The organism is Kribbella sp. NPDC020701 (genome assembly GCF_055562215.1).
Genome location: NZ_JBVHFT010000003.1, coordinates 491,124 through 513,983, shown reverse-complemented (window position 1 = coordinate 513,983; position 22,860 = coordinate 491,124). Strand labels below are relative to the sequence as shown.

Here is a 22,860-nt window from a genome sequence, read left to right as displayed (position 1 = left end):
TTGTACCGCGCGGCGGGCGGTCGCCGATGCGTGAGTCGACAACTATCACCCTCCGGCCGCCCGATGTTCCAGCACACGCACCTGTGCCGGAAATGGACACTGTGGCTGTCAGTCCTGGACCACCGTCCGGGCGAAACTGCTCAGCGCCTCCCGATCGGGTTGCTGCGTCTTGGTCATCAGGCTGGCCACATGTTTCTCCACGGTCCGTGGCGAGATGTGCAGCCGGGACGCGATCGACTTGTTGCCGATCCGGTCCACGAGTAAGCGGCACACCTCGTACTCGCGGCTGGTGATGCCGAGCTGCCGCAGGTTCGCGGGCACCTGCTCGGTCCCACTCCGCCGCTGCGAGACGGTCGCCCCGAGTTGCCGCAGCAGACTCCGGCACGCACTGGCCACGGCCTGGATGTCGGCGTTGTGGAAGTAGTCCTCGGCCTGCCGCAACCACGCCACCGGCTCACCCCACCCGTCCGCGTGCGCCGGCTCCGCCACCATCCGCAGCCCGAGGTAGCGCGCCAGGGGGTAGAGCGACGCGGTCTCCAGCGCCTCCGCCACCTTGTCGTTGGCTGCCTCCACCTGCCCGTCCCGCCCGAGCAGTACGGCGTGGGCGAACTGGACGAACTGCTTGTTCCATCGCATCCCACTGCCGGCCGTCGCAGTGACCGCTTCGAAGTGCGCCCAGCTGTTCCGGCCGGACAGTACGCCGAGTAACAAGCCCAGCCCGTTCTTGCCCGAGGTATGGAAGGTGGTCGGGTTCTGAGCGTCGTACGCGAGCGCCTGGGCCAGATCGGAGTCGGCCAGCTCGCGGTTCTCCTCCAGGAGTGCACAGAACGCGCGGGCCAGGCCGTAGGAGTACGGCAGCTCGTACGACGCGCGCTCGCCACCCCAGCTGGCGACTTCGGCGAGCGTCTGCTCCATGGCGGTCCGCCGGCCGCGGTGCGCCTCGAGAATCGCCTTGGTGGACAGGAAGTACGTCGCCGACCGGCCCATTCGCAGTCGCCGGGTGACCTCGAGGCACTCGTCGATGATCGCGGCGGCCTTGTCGTACTCGGCCCGCAGGATCGCCTGCTGGCCGAGGATCCCGTCGACCTCGTACACCAGCGGGATCGCCCCGATCCGCAACGCCTGCTGCCGGGCTCGTTCCAGCTCGAGGATGCTCCCGTTCGCCAGGCAAATCGTCCCGGCCTGGAAGATGTGCGAACACACCCGCTGGAACGTCATCCCGTGTTCCTCGGCGACCTGCCGGGCCCGATGGAAGTAGTCGATCGACTGATCGAGGTCGTGCTCGCGGGCCAGAATCCCCAGCAATTGCAGGGAGTCGCAGGCCACCGCGGGAAGCTTGGCGCGTTCGGCGGCCTCGGCCGCACGGGTCGCCAGCTCGGTCGCCGCCCTCAGCCGGCCGGGGCTCGAACGGGCCAGCTCGAGGTTGGCGGCGATCGCGTCGACCGGCGCGAGGTCGGCGTCGCCCGCGTCGATACCGAGCAGCGTCCGGGCGGTCGCGACCTGGGTCAGGGCGGCCGACCAGCGACCGGCCATGTGTTCGAGGTTGGCCAGCTGGACGTGGAGCGCGGCGACCTTGCGGCTGTCCAGGTTGCGGTCGGCCAGCTCCTCGATCGTCGCGGCGTGGGCGGCGCTGGTCTCGAACTGTCCGGTCTCGCCCAGTGCGATCAGCAAGGAACCCAGCACCTCGGCCCGGCTGATGGTGTCCGGATCGCCTGCCAGCAAAGCGTTCGAGCGCTCCAGCAGATTCACTGCAGACGCCATCGACCCTTCGTCGAAGGACCGTCTGCCGGCCATCGCGAACAGCCGTCCGGCCCGGGCCATGTCGCCACCGGTCTCGGCAAGCTCCGCGACCATCGGACACCACTCACCGGGCAGGCCCGGGTGCAGCTCCTCGATGGCGTCCGCGCACCGCCGCGCGAGGGTGGACCGTTCTGTCGGTGTCAGCCCGGCCAGCAAGGCGTCAGCGGTGAGGGGGTGGCGAAACGCATACCAGTCCGGCACCGGCTCGTCCGGTCCGACCAACTGCGCCGCCAGGCCGGCCCGCAGTGTGGCCAGCAGCAACCGTTCATCGGTCCCGGTGGCCTTGCGTACGACGCTCAGCGGAAAACGGTGGCCGATCACCGCGGCCAGCACGAGCAGGTCGCGTGACTGCGGTCCGAGCTGGTCGGTGCGGCTACTGATGCTCCGGACAACGGCCGCGGGCACATTCGTGTGCAGTCCGTCGACGACCTGCACATTTCCGTCGGCCTTGGACAGCTGTCCGGTCCGGCTGGCCTCCTGTAGCAATTCCTCAACGATGAAAGGGATTCCGGCGCTGTCACGCCACAGTCCGTCGACCAAAGCATCGGGCACGCCGGTGGGCGGCACCTCGAGGCAGCCCGCCGCCAGCTCGCCGACCTGGGCCCGGTCCAACGGGTGCAACTCGATCAGCTCGGCCGTGCCGCGCTGGGCCGACAGCCTGGCGAGCTCGAGCGCCGCGCAGGTCTCCGAGCGCAGGGTCGCGACCAAAGCGATCGGCTGGTCATCCAGGTTGTCGAGCAGGTACTCGATCACTGCCAGCGTCTCGGGATCGGAGCCGTGCAGGTCCTCCAGGACTAGCAGGCAACCACGGTCCTTGGCGACCAGCGCGAGTAGCCGCAGGACGGCCTCGCCGAGGACCACGGTCGAGGTCGCGGTGTCGTGCGCCGTACCGTCGTCCCACTCCGGGACCAGTCGGCCGAGCACTTGGCGGTAGGGGCCGAGCCCGTCCGCCGGGGGCATCTCGCCACGGCGGATGAGCGAGAGCAAAGCTTCGGTGAAAGGGCGGAACGCGACCATCGCGCCGATGGCTCCGACCCGGCCGCGCAGGGTCGCCATCGCGTCGTCCAGGGCCTTGGTGGTGGCCACCGCGGCCAGCCGGCTCTTGCCGATGCCGGGTTCGCCGACGAGAAAGACCGCACCCCCTTGACCGCTTCGGGCCGCGGCCAGCAGGCGATGGAGATGATCGATCTCCTGATCCCTGCCGACCACTGTGGGTGAACGGGTCTGCATGCTTGCCAACTCTAACGAGGGATCGTTGCCGCCGCAGCGAGTCAGCGAGGCCAGTCGGTCATTCCGGTGACCGACTGGCCTCGCGGTTCAAGCGTTCGCTCGATCAGTTGACACTGATGGTCGGCCAGGTGCTGGCAACATCGTTGCTGATGGCCGCGACCGCGAACGTGCTCATCCCCACGGTGCCGACCAGGGCCAATGCGCGAGCACCGATCTTGGTGCGCTTCGGCAACGTGATCGGGCCGAGCGGGTCGGTCGTGTCCGGGGTGGTGGACTGGACGTCGGGCTGTGCTGCGTGGTTCTGGGCGGTCATGCTTTTCCCCTGTCGCTGTGTGGGTCTCGGCGCAGTGGTGGGCGCTTCGACCCGGTGGATGGTTCGAGGAGCAGCACGGACGGAACGCGTTCGGTGAACGCCAGCCGGAGCAGGCCGTAGCCGATTCCCGCCAGACCGGTCAGCAGGCCTGGAGATGGAACCGCCCGCGGTGTCCCGCACTGTGGTCCGTACTGCTGTAGTGCTGCGAGCACCAGCCCGGCACGGCGTCGCCGTGCTCCCTCGACGGCTGGATGATCGTGTTCGGTCAGCCACGCCAGTGGCTCGACCGCGCCGAGCTCGCCATGACACAGACTCAGGTCTGCGAGCACCGGACGTTGTGTTGCGGCCCTCAGGTAGGCGTCGAGGTCCGCGGGTACTCCGGCCGTCAGTCGGGCCAGTGCGGTCCCGGCGTCGCCCGAGCACCAGCCATGGCCGCTGGGCCGGTCCACCCGATCCAGATCGGCTGCCGTCCGCGCGGCATCCAGGTACTTGTCACCCGGTACGCCGTACTGGCCGAGGGACCACGCGATGCCTTGGTAGCCACGAGCGAATCCGTAGTGCTGTGCGCCCCGGCCATGACGTACGCCGAGTTCCACAGCGGTCACGAGTTCGTCGGCGTACCGCTGGGCCAGCCGGCTGGTGACCGGGAGACCCTCGATACCGCGCATGGCGGCGAGTCCGCCGGCCGCGCCCTCGGCGTACGTTGGGAACTCGGTGGGCTCCGGGATGAGCTTCTCGGTGAGCTCCAGGGACGCAGCCAGCCAGGTGGTGAGGTTGGAGTCGCCGAGCAGTGTGGACAGGCGGTTCAGGCCGTAGCTGATGCCACCGAGTCCATGGAAGCCAGGGCCGACCAGTTGCGCGGACTCCAGGTCCGTCGCCAGGGCCTCCAGCAACTGGGGGATCGGACGGATCGCATCGCGCGCGAGTTCGCAGTACTTCTGCGCTCCGGTGAGGACCCCGACCTGTGCGAGGAAGAGCGCCGTACCGGTGTAGCCGTTGGAGAGGCCGGCACCCATTGGCCTGATGGCCCAGTGGTGGTCGTCGAGCAGTTCGAGACCGAGCCAGTTGGCCGCACCGCTGGGTTCGCTGATCACCTGCGCGACGATCTCGTCGGCGATGTCGGTCGCCGCGGCCAGCAGGCATTCGGGGTCCGCCTCGGTGGCACCGAGTCCGGGCCTGCTCGCTGCGGTGGTGTGCACGACCGGCTCCGGGCGGGTGGCGAGCGATGCGGAGATCATCCACTTCTGCCGATGCTCGTCGATGTCGCCGAGGCTCTTGATCTTCGCCTCGACCGCGGCCAGGCCTTCCGTGACCAGGACGTCGGGGATGCGGGTGCCGTCAGAGGACCAGACGTCACGGCTGTCCGGGCGAGCAGTGAAGAGCGGTACGTCGCCCGCCCACAGGTCGGCCAGCTCGTACGGCACCACTTGGCGCAGCGACTCGTCGGCGTCCCACAACAGGTCGAGCAGTTGACTGCGGCCGGCTGCGTCGCGCAGTGCGTCGGGATGCGTCGACTCGTCGAGGAGTCCGGTGTAGAGACTGGTGTTCCGCGGTACGAACCTGATCTGGTCCGCGGCGCATCGGGTCACCATGCCATCCGGTCCGATCAGCTCGTCGCGATGCCAGGCGATCGCCTCGTACGCGGCCCGGAACCCTGTGAGCACAGCGTTCTCGTGGTCTCGCGGTTCGATGACGGCACCGTCGAGCAACGGTCGGTTGGCGCCGCTCTGCGTCCGGCCGGGACGCCTGACCAGGTGCATCGAGTCCAAACCGGCGTCGGCCCAGTCGACCACGTCCATGGGCGTGGTCTCATCCGCGTCGCCGCCCAGCCCGGACATGTCCGCCACGCCATGTTCCCCGCTGACCAACAGTGGCAACAGCGCAGTGCGGTAGACCGAGCTCAGGAGCGCGCGATGCGCCGGGTCGCGACTGAGCGAGCCCACCGGCGTGTGACTGGGATGGAACAGCGTCTCCACATCCACGAGGATCGGCTGATCGCCGACCGCGATCAGGTTCTCGTAGTGCATGTCAGTGCCGTCCAGCACGTACAGCAGTGCCAGGAGAGCGCCCTGCCGGTGGTAGAAGCGCCGTACGCCGGCCAGATCCTCACAGGGCTCGTGTACGACGTACTCCAGCCAGCCATAGCCCTCGCGGGTCAGCTGGTCGACCGTGCGGATGTCCAGACCGGTCTTGTCGTTCAGCCAGTGGACGAACTCGTTGAAGTGCCTGTGCAGGTCGAGCGACCGGGGCTTGTAGACGAGTCGCCGCCCGTCCGCGAAGGTGAGGGTCGCCGTGCATCGCCCACCACGGTGCGGATCGCCACCGGGCGCGATGGCGGTCAGCGCGCCGGGATCACGGCCATCCAGCAGTCCGGTGACGAGCGACTCACGGTCCTCGGCGAGTCGTGCCAGTAGTTCGAGGTGACCCTCGACTCCCTGCCGGCACGACTCGCCCAGGACCCGGGCCAGCACCGGGTAGGCGGCCAGGAACTCCGCCAGCTCGCTCCCTCCGACGAGCCGGTGGGTGAAGTCCAGGAAACGTTCGGCCGGGGTGTCACCGGCCAGCTCACCGCGGTCCCGGGCGCGGGCGAGCTCGAGCACCAGCGTCCGCGCGGCCAGCTTCACCAGCCGCAGCCCGAGCCGCTGCAGGAACTGCTCGGTCAGGTCACCGGTGTGGCCGGCGGCGGCGAGATCGCGACGGGCGGCGGCGAGCAGGGGCTCAAGGCAACGCATAAGCGCCTGCCGCCAGTCGGACCCACCCGTTGCCTCTGCCGCCCCACCTGATGTGTGGCCGCCGATGACACCGGTCCCTGCAGGGCCTCGACCGGCGGCAGGCGCGCTCGGTGGGAGGGACGTACTGCGCTCCACGTACTCGGCCCAGGCCGGTGCTGACTGGGTCAGCTCCTGCGGGCGCATGCCCGCGGACCACCAGTAGTTCCTCTGGCTGGTCCGGGTCCGCCCGGCGGTCGCTGAGTTGAGCACGCGGACAGGCTGCCATCGGCGGATGGGTCCGGGCATGGGTAAGCAGCCCCCATATTTGTGCTGGGAGCGGTTGACAACGGTGGCCGGATCCGGCCAGGCGGTGCCTGCCGCGGGGTGACGACTGGGGGTTGACCACCCCGCGGCAGCAGCTCCCGGCCGAGCGGCCTCTGGTGGAAGGCCGGCCGGCTCAGGTCGGGAACGTCAGCGTCCCCAGCTCGGTAGGTGCACTCGTCGTCGGCCTCCTCTGTCCCGCGATTCCCGAAACGAACGCCGGGAACGATGCCCCACGGACCAGGGCCGGACAAGGGCTCCGAACCCCCATTTTCGAGCCGTCGGACGACCGCGGACAGATGGGTGTCCGGCGGCGGGAACTTGGGGGCTGTACACCCATGTGTGACCGTGCGGACACTGCCACGGTGAGCACGTGCATTCCCCTGTCGCTCCTGGACTGCCCGTCTCAGCTCACTCGGTGCTGGACGTCGTTCCGCAGCTGCCCGGTCAGTCGGCTGCGGCCGCGCTCCGGGAGACCTCGGAGGTGGCACAGGCCGCCGACGACCTCGGGTACCGCCGGTTCTGGGTGGGGGAGCAGCACGGCGTCCGAGGCGTCGGCGGCGCGGTACCGGCCGTACTCGCAGCGATCCTGGCCGCACGGACCGACCGGATCCGGCTGGGCGCCGGCGGTGTGCTCCTGACCAACCACCAGCCGCTCGTGGTCGCAGAGCAGTTCGCCGCGCTGGCAGCGGCGTACCCGAGCCGGATCGACCTCGGCGTGGGTCAGCAGTTCGGCATGGCACCCAGTACGGCGGCCGCACTCGGCGGTGCCGCTCGGGACGCGTTCCCGCAGCGGCTGGACGAGCTGTGCGGATTCCTTCGGGACGGACTGCCCGGCCGAGCACCTGTCGGCGACGTACGGCTCGCACTGGCCGGACTGCCGCCACCGGTGTTCGTACTGGCCGATCAGCCGGGTGCTGCCCTGACTGCCGCCGTACGTGGGTTGCCTGTGTTCCTTGCGCATCACTCCGCGTCCGCGGTGACGGCTGCGGCGTTGACGGCGTACCGGGATCACTTCGAGCCGACCGGTACCACGGTGAAGCCGTACGTCGCTCTCACGGTCGGTGTGGTCGCGGCCGACTCGGAGGAGGAGGCGATCATCCGGTTCGCCGAGTATGTGCGAGTGAAGACGCGCCTTGGTACGGCGGGACCGCGAGCGACACCCGCCGAGTTGATGATGCTCCTGGAGCAACCATTGACCGGACGGGAGCGCGGACGAGCCGAACGGATGCTGGACGACTCCGGCACCATCGTGGGCTCCCGGGCGACCGTGGTGTCCGAACTCGGTGAACTGGTGGCCGACACCGCCGCCGACGAGATCATGCTGGTCCCGCTCGCCTTCGACGGCCTGGTCCGATCGGCCATCCTGCGCACCATCGCCGCCGGCCTGACCCGCATGGTCCGCACGGTCCCAAGGCACGCGCCACCCCTGATTGCCACGGCCTAGTCTGGGTAGAGCCGACTAGCGAAAGGCAGGCCCATGTCAGGGGAGCGGGAAGTCGTCGAGGCGTGTCCGACCGAGCTGTTCATCGGGGGTAAGTGGGTAGCGGCCGAGGGAGGCAAGACCCTCGCGGTCGAGGACCCGGCCACCGGTACGACGATCTGCGACGTGGCCGATGCCAGTCCGGCCGACGGCAAGGCCGCGCTGGACGCAGCGGTGGCAGCGCAGGCGGACTGGGCCGCCACTCCGCCCCGCGAGCGTGGCGAGATCCTGCGCCGGACCTACGAGCTGATGACCGAGCGGGCCGACGAGCTCGCGCTGCTGATGACGCTGGAGATGGGCAAGCCGGTCGCGGAGTCGAAGGGCGAGATCGCCTATGCGGCCGAGTTCTTCCGCTGGTTCGCCGAGGAGGCGGTCCGGATCGACGGCGGCTACCAGATTGCACCGAACGGCAAGGGCCGCTTCCTGGTGATGCGGCAGCCGGTCGGGCCGTGCCTGCTGATCACGCCGTGGAACTTCCCGGCCGCCATGGGTGCTCGCAAGATCGGTCCCGCTGTCGCGGCGGGCTGCACCATGGTGATCAAGCCGGCCTCGCAGACGCCGCTGTCGATGCTCAAGCTGGCTGAGCTGATGACCGAGGCCGGACTGCCGGCCGGTGTGCTCAACGTGATCACCACGCACGACTCGGGTGGCGTGATGGAGCCGCTGATCCGCGACGGCCGCGCGCGCAAGCTGTCCTTCACCGGCTCGACCCAGGTCGGCCGGAAACTGATCGAGCAGGCCGCCGAGCAGGTGCTGCGAACGAGCATGGAGCTGGGCGGTAACGCGCCGCTGCTGGTGTTCGCCGACGCCGACCTGGACAAGGCGGTCGACGGCGCGATGCTGGCCAAGATGCGCAACGGCGGCGAGGCCTGTACGGCGGCCAACCGGATCTACGTGCAGTCGCCGGTGATGGCGGAGTTCGCGGCCCGGCTGACCGAGCGGATGGCCGCGCTGACGGTCGGCCGCGGGACCGAGGACGGTGTCGACGTCGGTCCGCTGATCGACGCGACGCAGCGGGACAAGGTGCGAGAGCTCGTCGACGACGCGGTCGGCCAGGGCGCCCGGGCGCTGACCGGCGGGTCGATTGCCGAGGGCAACGGGTACTTCTACCCGCCGACGGTGCTCGCCGACGTACCGAAGAGTGCGCGCCTGCAGAAGGAGGAGATCTTCGGCCCGGTCGCGCCGCTGACCGCCTTCGAGACCGAGGACGAGGCGGTCCGGATGGCGAACGACACCGAGTTCGGCCTGGTCTCGTACCTGTTCACCAACGACCTGACCCGCGCGCTCCGGGTCTCCGAGAAGCTCGAGACCGGGATGATCGGACTCAACCAAGGCATCGTCTCCAACCCGGCAGCACCTTTCGGCGGCGTCAAGCAGTCCGGCCTCGGACGTGAGGGCGGCACGGTCGGCATCGACGAGTACCTGGACATCAAGTACGTCGCCATCAACGTCGACTGATATCGCTGCTGAGCTTCACGGTGCGGTGATGCCGACGGTCGCGTAGGACTCCTCGAGCCAGCCGCGGAGTTCGTCATCGAGGTCGTCGGCGCCGATCACCCGCACGTGATGGATCTGCCAGCGCGGACCATAGTCCTCAACCTTCAGCACGCGCGCGCTGCCGAGCCGTCGCTGGAGCGCGAACGTCGCGACGAACCCCGTCTTGCGTGGGAGCAGCCCGGCGAAGCGAACCCGCGCGACGCACACCAGCCGGGACTTCTGCGGCAGAACCTGCACGTCACCGAGGGCTTCGAGCATCGCGACGTACTCCCGCGCCAGTTCCAGCACTCCGGGCCGTGCGTTCTCGAACAGCGCCTCCAGCGTGAACGTCCCGCAGGAATGCCACAGGTTACGGCTGACCAGTCGTGCGCCGCACTCGGGGCAGATCCACAGGCTCACATCAGCACGTTAGCTCCGGCACCCCCGCCTACTCGACGGTGAGCGTGAGGCGCTGGATGCCCCAGTTGCCGGCGGCCGGGCCCGGCGGGAACCAGACGTCCACGATGTCGTCCTTGATCCAGCTGCCGATGTCAGCGGCGTAGCAGTGACCGTAGCCAGGCACCCACAGCCGGGTGCCCCACGGAATGATGCGCGCGTCCACGGCACAGATACCGGTGCCGGCGTTGTACCCGAGTGACGTCTGGGCGACGTCGTTGTACGCCGACACCCGGTAGTTCAGCGTGGTCCCGGGAGCCAGCGTGAACGAGGCCAGCCGGTTCGACGAGTTCAGCCGGTACGACGTGGTGATCTGACCGATCGACGACGCCGCGGTGTCTTCCACGGACATCGCGTAGACCTGGTAGTGCGCACCGGCGCACGGGCTCGCATCCGTTACCTGCAAGGTGGTCTGGCCCCAGTCGCTGATCCACTGCAGCGCCTGACCGTTCTTGAACGCGCGATACGCCTTCGCACCGGCCACCCGGTTGAACGTGAACGTCACCTTCCCGTCCGCGCCGAGTCCACCGTTGATCCCGCTCGGCGCGGGCAGTCGTCCGCTGACGTCGTACGGCGGTGCGGTCGTCCCGTCGCCGTGTCCGCCGGAGATCGGCCGGTCGGGAATCGGCCCGGTGTAGAAGTGCTGACAGGCCGGCAACGCCGCCGAAGCCGTCGCCGGTGCGACGAGAAGGGCGGCGAAGCTGACCAGAACGATGCTCAGAGCACGCAATCGAGGCATAACGGCAAGACCTCCAAGGTGGGGCGGGACCATGAGGTTCACCCTCAAGTAGTGGTCCCGCCCCTCACTTAGTCAAGGTCTCGACGTAATTCAGTTCACCAGCTCGTTCGCCGACCGCAGCACCGGTACGCCGACCTGCTCCGGAGCCGCGGCGCCCGTCACGTGGAACGTGTGGCTCTCGCCCGCGGACAACGTGACCAGGCACGAGTCCACCCGCGCGGCCGGATTCAGCCGGTCCGGGAACAGCGCCAGATCCTTCGCCAGCGCGGTCGCGGTGACGGTCACGTCGTACCCGTCTTCCGTCAGAGTGACCGCGGCCGTATACGCGTCGCCCGCCAGCCGCAGGGCCGTGTCCTCGGCGAAGTACCAGTACGCCGTACTGCCGTCGGCGCCGCGCACCTCGAGGTACTCGCGAGCTGGGTCGCCCGCCTTGGCCACCGACTCGGGAAGCGAGCTGAGCACCGCCGATCGTGGCGCGACCTCCAGAGCGAAGGTCTCGCGGGCGAGCGCCTCACCACCGTGACCGGTCGACCGCCGTGTAACGGTCACCTCGCCGGTCCACGCCGAGTCGGTGTCGTTGTGCGCGGCAACGACCAGCTCGTTCTCCCGCGGCTGCACGGTCAGCAGGCGATCGGCGTACACACGCTTCAGTGCGAACCACAACGGCTTGCGGATCCCGTGGCCGTCGACCGCCGCCCACGAAACCACCGGCCAGTTGTCGTTCAGCTGCCACACCACCGCACCGGTGTTCAACGGGAACAAGCTGCGGAAGTGCTCGATGCCGTAGATGATCGCCCGCGCCTGGTTCAACTGTGTCGTCCAGTGCCAGTCATCGATGTCTTTCCACCGCGGCAGGTGATCCCCGAGCCCACGCTCCAGCTTGAGGTTTCCCTCGAACGCCTTCTGGTGCACGAGCATCTGCTCGCCGTACGGATCCAGCGGCGAGTCATGCACCACGGAGACCAGCGTCGACCAGGCCGGCGGCCCCTGGAACCCGAACTCCGACACGAACCGCGGCTTGTACTTGCGGTACGTCGTGTAGTCCACCTGGTTCCACACGTCCCAGATGTGCATGGTCCCGTGGCGCTCGTCGTTCGGGTGGATGAAGTGGTCGTAGGAGTACGGGCTACCCGGAGAGTACGGCGTCCGCGGATCGAGTTCGGCCACCACGCGCGGCAGCAGGTCGAAGTAGTACCCCTCACCCCACGCGCGTCCAGCCAGCGGGACCCGCCAGCTCCACTCGACGTACCCCCAGATGTTCTCGTTGTTGCCGTTCCACACCGCGAGGCTCGCGTGCTTGCTCAGCCGCGTGACCGCCTGCCGCGCCTCGGCCTCCACCTCACTGCGCAGCGGCTCGTCCTCCGAGTACGCCGCGCACGCGAAGAGGAAGTCCTGCCAGACAAGGATTCCGAGCTCGTCGCAGATGTCGTAGAAGGCTTCGCTCTCGTAGATTCCACCACCCCAGACGCGCAGCAGGTTCATCCCCGCGTCGACCGCATCCTGAATGCTGGTGCGGTAGGTGTCCGAGGTCAGCCGCGTCACGAACGCGTCATCCGGGATCCAGTTGGCGCCGCGCACGTAGATCGGCTTGTCGTTCACCGACAGGACGAACGGCGTCCCGTCGTTGTCCGGAGCAACGTTCATCGAGATGGTCCGGAACCCGACCCGACCCGACCAGCTGTCCTGGTCGACCAGCGTGACAACCACGTCGTACAAGGGCTGTTCGCCGTGTCCGCGCGGCCACCACAGGTTCACCGCGCCGACCGTCGAGACGAGTTCGACGCTCTCGGTGCCGGCGGCAACTGTCGCCGTCTGCTGCGTGCCGCCGACGTCGACCGTGACCGTCGCGTCGGCGCTCGCGTCGGCCCACGCGAGCGTGACGTGGGTGGTCAGGACGCCGTGATCGCCGTCGACCCCGGCCAGCGGCCGGACCGTGTCGATGCGTACGCCGGACCACGACTCGATCCGGATCGGTCGCCAGATACCGACGGTCGCGACGTCGGGTCCCCAGTCCCAGCCGAAGTTCGACGCCATCTTCCGCAACTCGTTGTACGGATGGAGGTTCGTGTGCGGCCAGTCGCCGACCTTCGCCCGGATCGCCTCGGCCTCGGTCACCGGACCGGCGAACTCGATCACCAGCTCGTTGTCACCGGCAACCAAAACGCCGGTGACGTCGAAGCGGTACGAGCGGTGCTGGTTGGCGGTCCGGGCGATCTCGCGGCCGTTCAGCGTCACCGTGGCGACCGTGTCGAGGCCCTCAGCCACCAGTTCCTGACGGGCGTTGCCGTCCGGAGCCCAGCTGAACTCGGTCCGGTAGCGCCACGACGTACGCCCGATCCACGCCAGCGCGGACTCGTTGCCACCGTCGAACGGATCCGGGATCTCGCGGGCCGCGAGCAGATCGGTGTGCACCTCACCGGGCACGGTGGCGGCGATCGACTTCCCGATCACACCGTCCGGCGTGGGACCCTGCACCGCGGTGACTGTCCACGCGGAGCCGCCGTCGGTGGTCAGCGGAACGAGATTTGGGGTTGTCACAGGCGTCTCCAAATGAACCGGTTTAGTTGAAGCGCACTGCTCCCCGCAGGAACGAGAAGCAGTGATGTCAGTCTTCCAGCACGACCCGGCGCCACAGGTCCGCGATCGCGCGATGCCCTGCGGCGGAAGGGTGCACCCCGTCACCGGCCAGCGTGGCCGCGCCGGCGGTCGAGGCCTGCCGGTTCAGCTCGGCATCGGCCGGCACCAGGATGGCGCCGTACTCGACGGCCAGCTTCCGGACCACCTCGAGCTTCGGATCGAGGTCCTCGCGCCACTCCTCCTGTCCGGCCTTCACCGGCAGCAGGAACGGCTCGATCAGTACGACCGGACAGGTGAGCGGATCGAGCATCGCCCGGCAGGACGTCTCGAAGGACTCGGCCGTCGTCGGGTCGTTCTCGTCGTACCGCCGCCAGGTGTCGTTGATCCCGATCAGGATCGACACCACCGACGGCTCGTGGGCGAGCACGTCCGTGGGCCACCGGCCGGCCAGATCGGCTGCCCGGTTGCCACTGATGCCGGCGTTGACGATCCGCGGCCGACGCGGGCCGAGGTCGTCGTACAGATTGCGCACGTAGCCGTCGCCGAGCCCGTCGGGGTCGGTACGACGGCCGCAGTCGGTGACCGAATCCCCGGCGAACACCACGGTTCGCCGGGGATCGAGGAGCATCGTGGTCACAGGGTGGCCGCGGTGACGTCCCAGTCGTCCGGCAGGATCGCCGCGACCTCGACCGTACTGGTCACGTCGACGAACGCGCCGGTGTCGATCGACTCGGTGATGGACGACATCACGTCGACGATGTGGAACGCCAGCGCCCCGGTGGCCCGGTGCGGCCGGTCGGCCCGGATCGCCCGCGCCATCTCCAGTACGCCGGTGCCACGCTGAGCCACCGCCTTGGTCTCGGCGATGGTCTCCCACTCGTCGGCACCCCGGCGGCGGATCTTGATCTCACCGTCGAACCCGTTCGGGTCCGGCACGGCCAGCGTCGCGTCGGAGCCGGTGATCTCGACGAACCCGCCCCGCGACAGCGGCGAGTCGAAGCTGAAGATGCTCTGCGACGACTGCCCCGACTCGAACCGGGCGATCGTGCTGACGTGGGTCGGCACGGTCACGTCGAAGTCGGTGCCCGCCAGCGGACCCGATCCGATCGTGCGCTTCTTCCGCGACTTCGAGCCGAGCCCGGCCACCGCGGCGACCGGACCGAACAGCTGCACCAGCGTGGTCAGGTAGTACGGGCCGATGTCCCACAGCGGACCCGCACCCTCCTGGAACAGGAACGCCGGGTTCGGGTGCCAGGACTCCGGGCCGGGCGACTGCATCAGGGTGAGCGCGGTCAGCGGCGTACCGATGTCACCGCGCTCGATGATGCGGCGCGACTCCTGCAGGCCCGGACCCAGGATGGTGTCGGGTGCGCAGCCCAGCCGCACGCCCGCGTCCTGGGCCGTCGACAGCAGCTTCAGGCCGCTGTCCTGGTCCAGCGAGAACGGCTTCTCGCTCCACACATGCTTGCCTGCGGCAACCGCTGCCAGGGCCACCTCGACGTGCGCCACCGGGATGGTCAGGTTGACCACGATCTCGACGTCCGGGTTGTTCAGCACCGCGTCGGGACCCCCGTGGGTCTCGATGCCGTACTGCTCGGCCTTCTCCTTCGCCGCCTCCGGCCGGAGGTCGCCGATCGCGACCACCTTCAGGTCGGGGAAGCTCTGCATGCTCTTGATGTAGGCGTCGGAGATGACCCCGGCGCCGATCACACCTACGCCGACAGGACTCATCGTCGTCCTCGCTTCGCTCCGGGCGCCGATGAGGCACGAAGCGCACTGTGCTTGATGATGACCTCGCTCCGCTCGCTCATTCGGGCGCTCCCTCACCGGTGAGGAAGGTGTAGCTGCCCTCGACCGCGTCGAAGATCTCGCCGGTGAAGTCGTCGAGCTCGACGACCCGCAGTGCGTTCGGTGCGGCCGCCAGAATGTCCCGCACCGCGATCACGCCGGCGCCGACCGCGACCTGGGCCTTGTTGTCCAGGGTTCCGTCGCCGTCCTTGACGTGGATCGCCTTCACCCGGTCGCCGAACTTGCCGAGCAGTGCCGGTACGTCGGCACCGCCGACGGCGGCCCAGTAGGTGTCCACCTCGAGGATCACGTCGTCGGACAGGTTGTCCGCCAGGATCTCCAGCGCGTGCACGCCGCCGATCTTCGACTCGAGCTCGAACTGGTGGTTGTGGTATCCGACTGTGATGCCGTGGTCGGCGGCCTCGATGGCGGCCTTGTTCAGCCCGTCGGCGATGACCTTGATGTCGTCGGCCGACTGCCAGCGCGCGGGGTCGGTGTGCGGGTCGATCACCGTGGTGATGCCGAGCCGCTGCGCGGCGGCGTAGATCGGGGCGCTGTCCTCACGGAGCAGGCCGGCGTGGGTGGTGGGAGCCGAGAGTCCGTGCTTGGGCAGCGCCTCGGCGAGACGGTCCGCGAAGGCGGTGACACCGAAGGGCTCGACCTTCGTGTAGCCGATCTGCGCGATGCGGGCCAGGGTGGCGTCGAAGTCCTCTTCGAGCTTGCCCCGGACCGTGTACAACTGGAGGGACAGATTGTCCACTGCGACCATGGTTTCTCCTCGTCGCCGACGCCTCGCCCGCTGCCCTGGGGTCCACGCCGACTGATAAGCCGAACCGGTTAAGTAACGACGGCCACGGTATCCCACCCGCCCCCGCCCACACCACCCTGCGCCCAACCACTGGGCGGTCACCAGCCACATTTCGCGGCGGGCTGAAGTTGATCAATCGGTTACTCTGTGCGCTTGAATGCTGACACGGCGTAGAAATCGGCGCACACTGAAGGATTCCGGACCGAGCCTCAGCGGTCCGGCTGCCCGTGAGGAGTCCGTTGTGTCCCGAGTGACCATCAAAGAGATCGCGCGCCGGTGCGGGGTCTCCCAAGGCGCGGTGTCGTACGCGCTGAACAATCGGCCCGGCGTCTCCGAAGCCACCCGGGCCCGGGTCCTGAAGGTGGCCGCGGAACTCGAGTGGGTGCCCAACCGCGCCGCCCGGCAGTTGTCCGCGGCGCGCAGCGAGACGTTCGGGCTCGTCCTCGCCAGGACTGTGCAGACCCTGGTCGAGGAGCCGTACTTCATGGGTTTCGTCGGTGGCGTGGAATCCGTCCTGGGCGAGAAGTCGTATGCGCTGGCCCTGCAGGTCGTCGCGGACCTGGACGAGGAGCAGGCGACGTACCGGAAGTGGGCTGCGGAGCGCCGGGTGGACGGCGTGATCGTGTCCTGGATCTTCTCGACGGAGCCGCCCCCCAGGCGCACCTCTACTCCACCCCCCTCCTCATCATCCGAGACAGCTCAGGACCGCCTGCCTACCAGGCTGTCACCGTGACCGGGACGCCGTTGACTGCGGCTGTGCCTCCGACGGGGTCGGTGAGGTCGGCGTCGGTGATGTCGTTCGCGCTGGGGCCGGCTACCTGGTTGGCGACGGTGAGGCGGGCGCCGGGGCGGTTGTGGCCGAAGCCGTGCGGGAGGCTGACCACGCCCGGCATCATGTCGTTGCTTGCGGCAACTTCCACCGCGACCGAGCCGGCCGTCGACGTCACCGTGACCAGCTGGCCGTCGGTCAGGTCGCGTTTGGCCAGGTCGTCCGGGTTCATCAGGAGCTGATGCCGCGGCTTGCCCTTCACCAGCCGGGCCGAGTTGTGCATCCACGAATTGTTGTTCCGCAGATGCCGCCGCCCGATCAGCAGCAACTCGCCGTCGTTCCCGGTCGCCAGCGCGTCCAGCCGCGGCAGATCGTCCAGGATCATCCGCTGGGCCAGATCGATCCGCTTGGATTTGTGATGCAGTGCCCCGGGCAACGCCGGCTGCAGCGGCCCGAGGTCGATCCCACCCGGCGACTTCCGCAGTTTCGCCAGCGACAGCCGGTACGGTCCGATCCGCAGTCCGAGGTCGACGATCCGCCGCGGCGACATCCGCAGCCGCGCCGTGGCCTCGATCCGCTGCCGACTCCACGACGTACGCCGCACGAAAGCCAGCCCGAGATCGCGGAAGATCTCCCAGTCGTGCCGCGCCTCGGCGGGCTTCGGCAGTACGGCGTCGTTCCAGCGCGCCGTGTTGCGTACGGCGAGTTGGTGGAAGATCACGTCGTAGTGGTCGCGCTCGAGCGGTGGCGCGGGCGGCAGGATCACGTCCGCGTGCCGAGTCGTCTCGTTGATGTACGGATCGACCGCGACCATGAAGTCGAGCGTGTCGAGGGCCCCGTCGAGCTTGCGGCCGTTCGGCGTGGACAGCACCGGGTTGCCGGCCACCGTCACCATCGCGCGGATCCGCCCGTCACCCGGCGTCAGGATCTCCTCGGCCATCGTCGACACCGGCAGCTCACCGCCGAACTCGGGCAGCCCGCGGACCCGGCTCGACCACACCCCGAGATGTCCGCGCCCGAGACCGAGCAAGGCGTTCACGGCCGGCCGCGGGAACATCGTCCCGCCGGGCCGGTCGAGGTTGCCGGTGATGATGTTGAGCACCTGGATCGCCCACTGGCAGACCGCGCCGAACTGCTGCGTCGACACCCCGACCCGCCCGTAGACGGCGGCTCGGTCGGCGGTCGCGAACTCATCGGCGATCCGCCGGATCACGTCCGCGCCGATCCCCGTCATCCCGGCCGCGCGTTCGGGCGTCCACGACTCGACCGCGGACTCGACGGCTTCGAAACCATCGACGTACGCCGCCGGCCGGGCGTGACCGTCCTCGATCACCTGATGGATCAGCGCGAGAAGAAAGGCAGCGTCGGTGCCCGGCCGGACGAAGTGGTGCTCGTCGGCGACCGCCGCGGTCTCGGTCCGGCGCGGGTCGATGACGACCACCTTGCCGCCGCGCTTCCGCAGCTCCTTGAGCCGCCGGCCGAACCCCGGCGCAGTCATCATGCTGCCGTTCGACGCGAGCGGGTTGGCGCCGAGCATCAGCAGGTACGACGTCCGGTCGATGTCCGGTACGGCGACCATCAGCTGATGCCCGTAGAGCAGGTACGACGCGAGCATGTGCGGAAGCTGGTCGATCGAGGTCGCGCTGAACCGGTTCCGCGTCCGGAGCTGTCGCATCATCGTCGGCAGGTGGGTGAGCGCGCCGAGACTGTGCACGTTCGGGTTGCCGAGGTAGACGCCGACCGCGTTCCGGCCGTACTCCTTCTGGATGCCAGTGAGCTTGTCGACCACGAGCTCGTACGCCGCCGCCCATCCGATCTCCTGCCATCCGTCGGGCGTCCGTCGTACCGGCGTGGTCAGGCGGTCGGGGTCGTCCTGGAGGTCACGTAGCGCGACCGCCTTCGGGCAGATGTGACCGCGGGAGAGCGGGTCCGACTCGTCGCCGCGGATGTCGGTCACCCGGCCGTCGTCGACGGTCACGAGCACACCGCAGATCGCTTCACACAGGTTGCACGAGGTCCGCCGTACGGTGGTCGCCATCCAGCCAAACTACCCTCGGGTAGCCCCGCTCGCCATTACTCGAAGCGGGCCTCGTCGAGGCGTCCGAGGATGGCGTCGACCGTCTCACCGGGGGACAGGTCGGAGTTGTCGAGCCAGAGCCCGCGGCGCGGACTGAACGCGTGCAGCTCGTAGTCGAGCTCGTCGACCAGATGGTAGGCCCCGCCGAGCCGGCCGGAGATCACCTCGGGCCGCGGCGTCAGTACGACGAGGTAGCGCGGGCGGGTCCGGATCCCGTCGAGGAACTCGCGGAGCAGTTCGCCGATCACCACGTCCTCGAGAACCACGGTGAAGCCGGCGTCGGCGTACCCGTCGGCGACCGTGCAGGCCAGCCGGTAGCGGAGCTGGAGCTGGCGCTGCGCCTCGGCCATGTCGTCGCGCATGGAGGCCTGGCCGCTGACGATCATCCGGCGGAAAACATCGCCGCGAAGATGGACGCCGTACTGGAATCTCTCGGCCAGTAATTGGGAAACCGTCGACTTCCCGGCCGCCATGATTCCACTGACGACGATCACCCCCTCGGATTCCATGCTGGTGATCGTGCCACGCGGCGCGAGGTTTTAGTCAGGTCTCCTCGAATCTTGTCTGTAACTGGACAGAAAACCTTGGTGAGCAAGGGTTTTCAGGCCAGGAGCGACTCGATGTGGTGCCGGAGAAGCTGCCGGACCCGGGCCGGGGTGGTGCGGTCGGGCTGGATCGTCGCATGCAGGGAGAGACCGTCGATCACGGCATGCAAGCGCTCGACCTCGCGGTGTAGATCGAGTCCCTCCTGCAAGGCTCCGGACTGGGCGAGTGCCTGCAGCAGCGACTCGCAGAGTTGGCGCAGTCCGTTGTGCACTTTGTCGACGTGTTCGTGCAGGGTGCCGGTGCCGGATTCGGCCTGGGCCTGGGCCATGAATGCGAGCCAGACGTCGAACTCGGCACGGCGTTCGGCGTCGAGGGGGAGCGCCTCCTCGAGATAGCGCAGCACGATCGACAGCGCGCTGCCCTTGGGGTCGAGGGCGTCGATCCGCTCGGTCACCCGGCGGGTGACCAGGTCCATCGCGAAGCTGAGCAGACCGTCCTGGTCCGGAAAGTAGTACCGGACCGCGCCCGCGGACCAGCCGGCCTCGGCGGCGATGGTCCGGACCGAGGCGGCGCGGATGCCGTCGCGGCGAACCACCCGCCAGAGCGCTTCGGCGATCTCCTCGCGGCGGGTCTCGTGGTCGACGATCTTCGGCATGGAGTCCTTTTTAGCACGGCCGTGTTAGAGTCGTTTTGCAACACAGTCGTACTGAAACAACACGGGAGGGTGAACCACTGTGCTGCTCGCTGTGATCGCCGCATGTGAGGTCGGCTTCTAGGTCCTGCTCGCCGCCGGTCTGGTGACGCGCTACCTGCTCCGGCTGCCGAAGGCGGGCATGGTCCTGCTGGCCGCCGTACCGCTGGTCGACGTGGTAATGCTGGTCGCCAGCGTGATCGACATCCACCGCGGCGGCGAGCCGTCGTTCAAGCACTCGCTGGCCGCGATCTTCATCGGCGTCAGTGTCGGCTTCGGGCACCAGACGCTGAAGTGGGCGGACAAGTGGGCCGCGCATTACCTCGGCGGTGCGCCGCGCCCGGTCAAGCCGCCGAAGCGCGGTTCGGAGCGCGCTCGCCGCGAGCGTGCCGGCTGGTACCGCCACCTCCTCGCGTACGTCGTCGGCGTCGGCATCATGATCGGCCTCGGCCTGCTCTCCGGACGCGGGTACGACGCCGCCCTCGGGCCGGCGTGGACCTGGACGATCGTGCTGGTGATCGACGCGATCGTCTCGTTCAGCTACTCGTTCGACGGCGCGGAGGCGGAGACCCGGGAGAAGGAGTCTGTCTGACGTCCCGGATCGGAGCGGTCACTCGTCGTACATTTCCAGCATGACGACGGTTGGGCGGATCTGGGCCGCGGTGACGGCGGCGGTCGTGGTGTGCGGGATCGTCGTACAACTGGTGGTGACGGCGAGCGGGCACGAGGGCTTCTTCCCGGACAACCCGGATCGGGTGTTCAACGTGTTCGCGTACTTCACGATCCAGTCGAACCTGCTGCTCGGCGGGACCACGCTGATGCTGGCACTGCAGGCGGATCGTCCGCAGAGCACGCTGTTCAAGACGTTGCGGCTGAACGGGGTGCTCTGCATCGCCGTGACCGGGATCGTCTACCACCTGGTGCTGGCGAGTCAGGACGAGCCGCGCGGGTGGGCGGCCGTGGCCAACTTCTTGTTGCATACGGCGGCTCCCGTGATCGGGGTGCTGGGCTGGCTGCTGTTCGGACCGCGGGGGCTCACCGATCGGCGGATCGTCTCGTGGTCGATCGTGTACCCGCTGCTCTGGTTGGTGTTCACCCTGGTCCGCGGTGAGTTCGTCGGGTTCTATCCGTATCCGTTCGTAAACGTCGACGAGCACGGGTACGGACGGGTCCTGCTGAACTGTCTGCTGGTCGCGATACTCTTCCTGGCTCTGGCGGCCGGGGCGACGTACCTCGACCGCCGATTGCGCCGGAGGACAACCGTCGAAAGGTAGACCCGTGCTGGTGACCTCGCGCTCGTACGCCGAGTACGAAGCGATGTTCGACCTGAAGGAACTCCCCGAGTCCGTGCTCGACTGCTGCGCGGGTGGTGCGAGCTTCACCGCCGGGGCCGCGGCCCGTGGCGTGGACGCGATCGCCGCCGATCCGGCGTACGAGCTCGATCACCCCGAGCTCGTCGACACGGTCCGGCGCAGCCTGCCGGCGACCGCTGGGATCGTGGACGAGCACCAGGGGAGCTTCGTCTGGCACTGGTACGGGTCGCCGGAGCGTAAGGATCAGTACCGGATCGAGGCCGCCGACTCCTTCCTGCAGGATGTCGCCGCAGCCCCCGAGCGCTACGTCGCCGCGGGGTTGCCGGAGCTGCCCTTCGGTGACCGTCGCTTCGAGCTGGTGCTGTGCTCGCATCTGTTGTTCACCTGGGCAGACAAGTACGACCGCGGCTGGCATGAAGCGGCGCTGCGCGAGCTGATCCGGGTGAGCAGCGCCGAGGTCCGGATCTTCCCGCTGGTGATGCAGGGAGCCGGCGAGCCGGTGCCGTACCTGCGGGAGATGCTGGATGCGCTGGACGGGGTCACCTGGGAGATCCGCAAGGTGCCCTACGAGTTCCAGGTGGGCGCCGACGAGATGCTGGTCATCAGCCGCGCGGAGTAGCACTGACGTTTGGTGCTTCCCACCCGTTCGCGATCACGGATGAGTTGAGCACTCACCCGCCACGAGGGGTGGGAAGCGCCAAACGCCAGGGGCGTGTCAGGCCGGCCCGGGTGCCGAGGGTCAGCCGGGTTGTGAGGGTCAGCCGGGTTGTGAGGGCCGGCCGGGCGGTGGGAGGACGGTCTACCGCCACCCGACCGGTCGGCTCAGGCGCGGACGACTAGCGCAGGTACTTGCCGCAGACGGGCCAGGGGGCGGCACCGCGCTGGGCGTAGAGCTTCTTCGCCCGGCTCAACTGCTCGGCCGCCGACGCCTTCGCCGGGTTGCCGGAGCCGCCGACGCTGCGCCACGTCTGTAGGTCGAACTGGAACAGCCCGTAGTACCCAGCCGGGTTGACGGCCCGCGGGTTCCCACCGGACTCGCAGTTCGCGACCTTGGCCCACGCGCCGCTGAGGTTGGCCTTGGCGCTCGACGCCGGGCGGTCCTGGGACCGGCTGGACCGGACCTTGCGCTCGGTCTTGCGGACCTTCTTCGTCTCGACCTTCTGCGCGGTGACCTTCTTCTTCGCGGGAGCGGTGGCCTTCTTCACGCCGTCCAGCGACAGGGTCTGCCCGATCAGGATCAGGTCCGGGTCCTTGAGGTTGTTGATCTTCGCCAGGTGATGCCAGTCGGCACCGTTGGCCTGGGCGATTTCGGAGAGGGTGTCGCCGGCCTTGACCTTGTAGTCGGCCGCGAACGCACCGCCGGCACCGGCCGCGGTGATACCGGCCCCGAGACCGGCAATGGAGAGGGTCCGAACTACCCGGCGCGTACTTCGCCGGGGGCGCGCATGTCGAGCCTTGGACATCAGAAAAGCGCTCCTCGTGAGCTGGGCATGGTGGAACGCACCAGGCCCCCCGGTCAGGGGATGGGGGCATCCGGGCAGGTCACAGGACAGCGTCCGAATGGTCACGCCACGGTAACGACGCGACCTGAGTCATCCTGTGCGACCTTGGGCCGAAGCGCAAGGCCAATCCGGCAATCTGCCCCAGGTTTTTTCGGTGCCTTGAGGTAGCGATAGCCCAACAACAGAACGGTTTCCACCCCGACACGCCGATGGTTTGGGGCCCGCCGGACCGGGGTAGTCGAGCGTTTGAACCGATCGGT

General features: G+C 68.6%; 19 protein-coding genes. 6 read left to right on the top strand and 13 right to left on the bottom strand.

What is annotated here, in order from left to right; translation table 11 throughout:
- Positions 1–108 precede the first annotated feature (108 nt).
- The 3 genes from ACZ3HV_RS09605 to ACZ3HV_RS09595 all read right to left on the bottom strand — a co-directional run bounded on the left by ACZ3HV_RS09605 (position 109) and on the right by ACZ3HV_RS09595 (position 6,075).
- Positions 109–3,030 carry an ATP-binding protein gene (locus ACZ3HV_RS09605; protein ID WP_465682599.1) on the bottom strand — a complete coding sequence of 974 codons (2,922 nt, stop codon included), beginning with the start codon at positions 3,028–3,030 and terminating at the stop codon, positions 109–111.
- 103 nt (positions 3,031–3,133) lie between these two features.
- On the bottom strand, positions 3,134–3,343 hold the full coding sequence (locus tag ACZ3HV_RS09600; RefSeq protein ID WP_360374208.1) for a hypothetical protein: 210 nt from the start codon (positions 3,341–3,343) through the stop codon (positions 3,134–3,136).
- Positions 3,340–6,075, bottom strand: a complete 2,736-nt coding sequence (locus ACZ3HV_RS09595; protein WP_465682597.1) for a type 2 lanthipeptide synthetase LanM family protein — start codon at positions 6,073–6,075, stop codon at positions 3,340–3,342. The genes ACZ3HV_RS09600 and ACZ3HV_RS09595 overlap by 4 nt, the downstream gene beginning before the upstream one ends.
- A 718-nt stretch (positions 6,076–6,793) precedes the next feature.
- On the opposite strand from ACZ3HV_RS09595, the gene ACZ3HV_RS09590 reads away from it, so the two are divergent.
- A complete protein-coding gene (locus ACZ3HV_RS09590) occupies positions 6,794–7,822 on the top strand; it encodes an MsnO8 family LLM class oxidoreductase (protein ID WP_465682595.1) in 1,029 nt (342 codons plus the stop codon).
- A 33-nt stretch (positions 7,823–7,855) separates the two neighbouring features.
- The gene (locus tag ACZ3HV_RS09585; RefSeq protein ID WP_465682593.1) at positions 7,856–9,316 is read left to right on the top strand and encodes an NAD-dependent succinate-semialdehyde dehydrogenase; all 1,461 of its coding nucleotides are present in this window, start codon (positions 7,856–7,858) and stop codon (positions 9,314–9,316) included.
- A 15-nt stretch (positions 9,317–9,331) separates the two neighbouring features.
- On the opposite strand, the gene ACZ3HV_RS09580 is transcribed toward ACZ3HV_RS09585, so the two are convergent.
- From ACZ3HV_RS09580 to ACZ3HV_RS09555, 6 genes are all read right to left on the bottom strand, one after another.
- The gene (locus ACZ3HV_RS09580) at positions 9,332–9,754 is read right to left on the bottom strand and encodes a DUF5655 domain-containing protein (RefSeq protein WP_465682591.1); all 423 of its coding nucleotides are present in this window, start codon (positions 9,752–9,754) and stop codon (positions 9,332–9,334) included.
- Between the two features lie 28 nt (positions 9,755–9,782).
- Positions 9,783–10,529: a 3D domain-containing protein gene (locus ACZ3HV_RS09575; protein WP_465682590.1), complete on the bottom strand. Its 747-nt coding sequence runs from the start codon at positions 10,527–10,529 to the stop codon at positions 9,783–9,785.
- A gap of 90 nt (positions 10,530–10,619) precedes the next feature.
- Entirely contained in the window at positions 10,620–13,067 is a 2,448-nt protein-coding gene (locus ACZ3HV_RS09570) for a glycoside hydrolase family 2 protein (protein WP_465682588.1), read from the bottom strand.
- 67 nt (positions 13,068–13,134) lie between these two features.
- Positions 13,135–13,734 carry an SGNH/GDSL hydrolase family protein gene (locus ACZ3HV_RS09565; RefSeq protein ID WP_465682587.1) on the bottom strand — a complete coding sequence of 200 codons (600 nt, stop codon included), beginning with the start codon at positions 13,732–13,734 and terminating at the stop codon, positions 13,135–13,137.
- 5 nt (positions 13,735–13,739) lie between these two features.
- Positions 13,740–14,837 carry a Gfo/Idh/MocA family protein gene (locus ACZ3HV_RS09560; protein WP_465682585.1) on the bottom strand — a complete coding sequence of 366 codons (1,098 nt, stop codon included), beginning with the start codon at positions 14,835–14,837 and terminating at the stop codon, positions 13,740–13,742.
- A gap of 76 nt (positions 14,838–14,913) precedes the next feature.
- Complete coding sequence (locus ACZ3HV_RS09555) at positions 14,914–15,663, bottom strand: sugar phosphate isomerase/epimerase family protein (RefSeq protein WP_360374226.1); 750 nt, start codon at positions 15,661–15,663, stop codon at positions 14,914–14,916.
- 280 nt (positions 15,664–15,943) lie between these two features.
- Here ACZ3HV_RS09555 and ACZ3HV_RS09550 point away from each other — a divergent pair, with 280 nt between their 5' ends.
- Positions 15,944–16,435: a LacI family DNA-binding transcriptional regulator gene (locus ACZ3HV_RS09550; RefSeq protein WP_465682583.1), complete on the top strand. Its 492-nt coding sequence runs from the start codon at positions 15,944–15,946 to the stop codon at positions 16,433–16,435.
- Here the strand turns inward: ACZ3HV_RS09550 and ACZ3HV_RS09545 are convergent.
- The 3 genes from ACZ3HV_RS09545 to ACZ3HV_RS09535 form a co-directional block, all read right to left on the bottom strand.
- On the bottom strand, positions 16,416–18,509 hold the full coding sequence (locus ACZ3HV_RS09545; protein WP_465682581.1) for a molybdopterin-dependent oxidoreductase: 2,094 nt from the start codon (positions 18,507–18,509) through the stop codon (positions 16,416–16,418). The two genes, ACZ3HV_RS09550 and ACZ3HV_RS09545, sit on opposite strands and share 20 nt — an antisense overlap.
- Positions 18,510–18,544: 35 nt before the next feature.
- Positions 18,545–19,057, bottom strand: a complete 513-nt coding sequence (locus ACZ3HV_RS09540) for an AAA family ATPase (RefSeq protein ID WP_465682579.1) — start codon at positions 19,055–19,057, stop codon at positions 18,545–18,547.
- Positions 19,058–19,149: 92 nt separating this feature from the next.
- Complete coding sequence (locus ACZ3HV_RS09535; RefSeq protein ID WP_465682577.1) at positions 19,150–19,749, bottom strand: TetR/AcrR family transcriptional regulator; 600 nt, start codon at positions 19,747–19,749, stop codon at positions 19,150–19,152.
- A 142-nt stretch (positions 19,750–19,891) separates the two neighbouring features.
- On the opposite strand from ACZ3HV_RS09535, the gene ACZ3HV_RS09530 reads away from it, so the two are divergent.
- The 3 genes from ACZ3HV_RS09530 to ACZ3HV_RS09520 are packed head-to-tail and all read left to right on the top strand — an operon-like array spanning position 19,892 to position 21,717.
- The gene (locus tag ACZ3HV_RS09530) at positions 19,892–20,377 is read left to right on the top strand and encodes a 2TM domain-containing protein (RefSeq protein ID WP_465682575.1); all 486 of its coding nucleotides are present in this window, start codon (positions 19,892–19,894) and stop codon (positions 20,375–20,377) included.
- A 40-nt stretch (positions 20,378–20,417) separates the two neighbouring features.
- The gene (locus tag ACZ3HV_RS09525; protein WP_465682573.1) at positions 20,418–21,059 is read left to right on the top strand and encodes a Pr6Pr family membrane protein; all 642 of its coding nucleotides are present in this window, start codon (positions 20,418–20,420) and stop codon (positions 21,057–21,059) included.
- 4 nt (positions 21,060–21,063) lie between these two features.
- Positions 21,064–21,717 (top strand): class I SAM-dependent methyltransferase, encoded by a 654-nt coding sequence (locus ACZ3HV_RS09520; protein ID WP_465682571.1) that lies wholly within the window; start codon positions 21,064–21,066, stop codon positions 21,715–21,717.
- 217 nt (positions 21,718–21,934) lie between these two features.
- On the opposite strand, the gene ACZ3HV_RS09515 is transcribed toward ACZ3HV_RS09520, so the two are convergent.
- Positions 21,935–22,561: a transglycosylase family protein gene (locus tag ACZ3HV_RS09515; RefSeq protein WP_465682569.1), complete on the bottom strand. Its 627-nt coding sequence runs from the start codon at positions 22,559–22,561 to the stop codon at positions 21,935–21,937.
- Between the last annotated feature and the right edge of the window lie 299 nt (positions 22,562–22,860).

What these genes read in the sequence shown, in the direction of transcription:
- ACZ3HV_RS09605 (WP_465682599.1), bottom strand. Translation starts at nt 3,030, where the DNA reads ATGCAGACCCGTTCACCCACAGTGGTCGGCAGGGATCAGGAGATCGAT.
- ACZ3HV_RS09600 (WP_360374208.1), bottom strand. Translation starts at nt 3,343, where the DNA reads ATGACCGCCCAGAACCACGCAGCACAGCCCGACGTCCAGTCCACCACC.
- ACZ3HV_RS09595 (WP_465682597.1), bottom strand. Translation starts at nt 6,075, where the DNA reads ATGCGTTGCCTTGAGCCCCTGCTCGCCGCCGCCCGTCGCGATCTCGCC.
- ACZ3HV_RS09585 (WP_465682593.1), top strand. Translation starts at nt 7,856, where the DNA reads ATGTCAGGGGAGCGGGAAGTCGTCGAGGCGTGTCCGACCGAGCTGTTC.
- ACZ3HV_RS09575 (WP_465682590.1), bottom strand. Translation starts at nt 10,529, where the DNA reads ATGCCTCGATTGCGTGCTCTGAGCATCGTTCTGGTCAGCTTCGCCGCC.
- ACZ3HV_RS09565 (WP_465682587.1), bottom strand. Translation starts at nt 13,734, where the DNA reads ATGCTCCTCGATCCCCGGCGAACCGTGGTGTTCGCCGGGGATTCGGTC.
- ACZ3HV_RS09560 (WP_465682585.1), bottom strand. Translation starts at nt 14,837, where the DNA reads ATGAGTCCTGTCGGCGTAGGTGTGATCGGCGCCGGGGTCATCTCCGAC.
- ACZ3HV_RS09555 (WP_360374226.1), bottom strand. Translation starts at nt 15,663, where the DNA reads ATGGTCGCAGTGGACAATCTGTCCCTCCAGTTGTACACGGTCCGGGGC.
- ACZ3HV_RS09545 (WP_465682581.1), bottom strand. Translation starts at nt 18,509, where the DNA reads ATGGCGACCACCGTACGGCGGACCTCGTGCAACCTGTGTGAAGCGATC.
- ACZ3HV_RS09540 (WP_465682579.1), bottom strand. Translation starts at nt 19,057, where the DNA reads ATGGAATCCGAGGGGGTGATCGTCGTCAGTGGAATCATGGCGGCCGGG.
- ACZ3HV_RS09535 (WP_465682577.1), bottom strand. Translation starts at nt 19,749, where the DNA reads ATGCCGAAGATCGTCGACCACGAGACCCGCCGCGAGGAGATCGCCGAA.
- ACZ3HV_RS09525 (WP_465682573.1), top strand. Translation starts at nt 20,418, where the DNA reads ATGACGACGGTTGGGCGGATCTGGGCCGCGGTGACGGCGGCGGTCGTG.
- ACZ3HV_RS09515 (WP_465682569.1), bottom strand. Translation starts at nt 22,561, where the DNA reads ATGTCCAAGGCTCGACATGCGCGCCCCCGGCGAAGTACGCGCCGGGTA.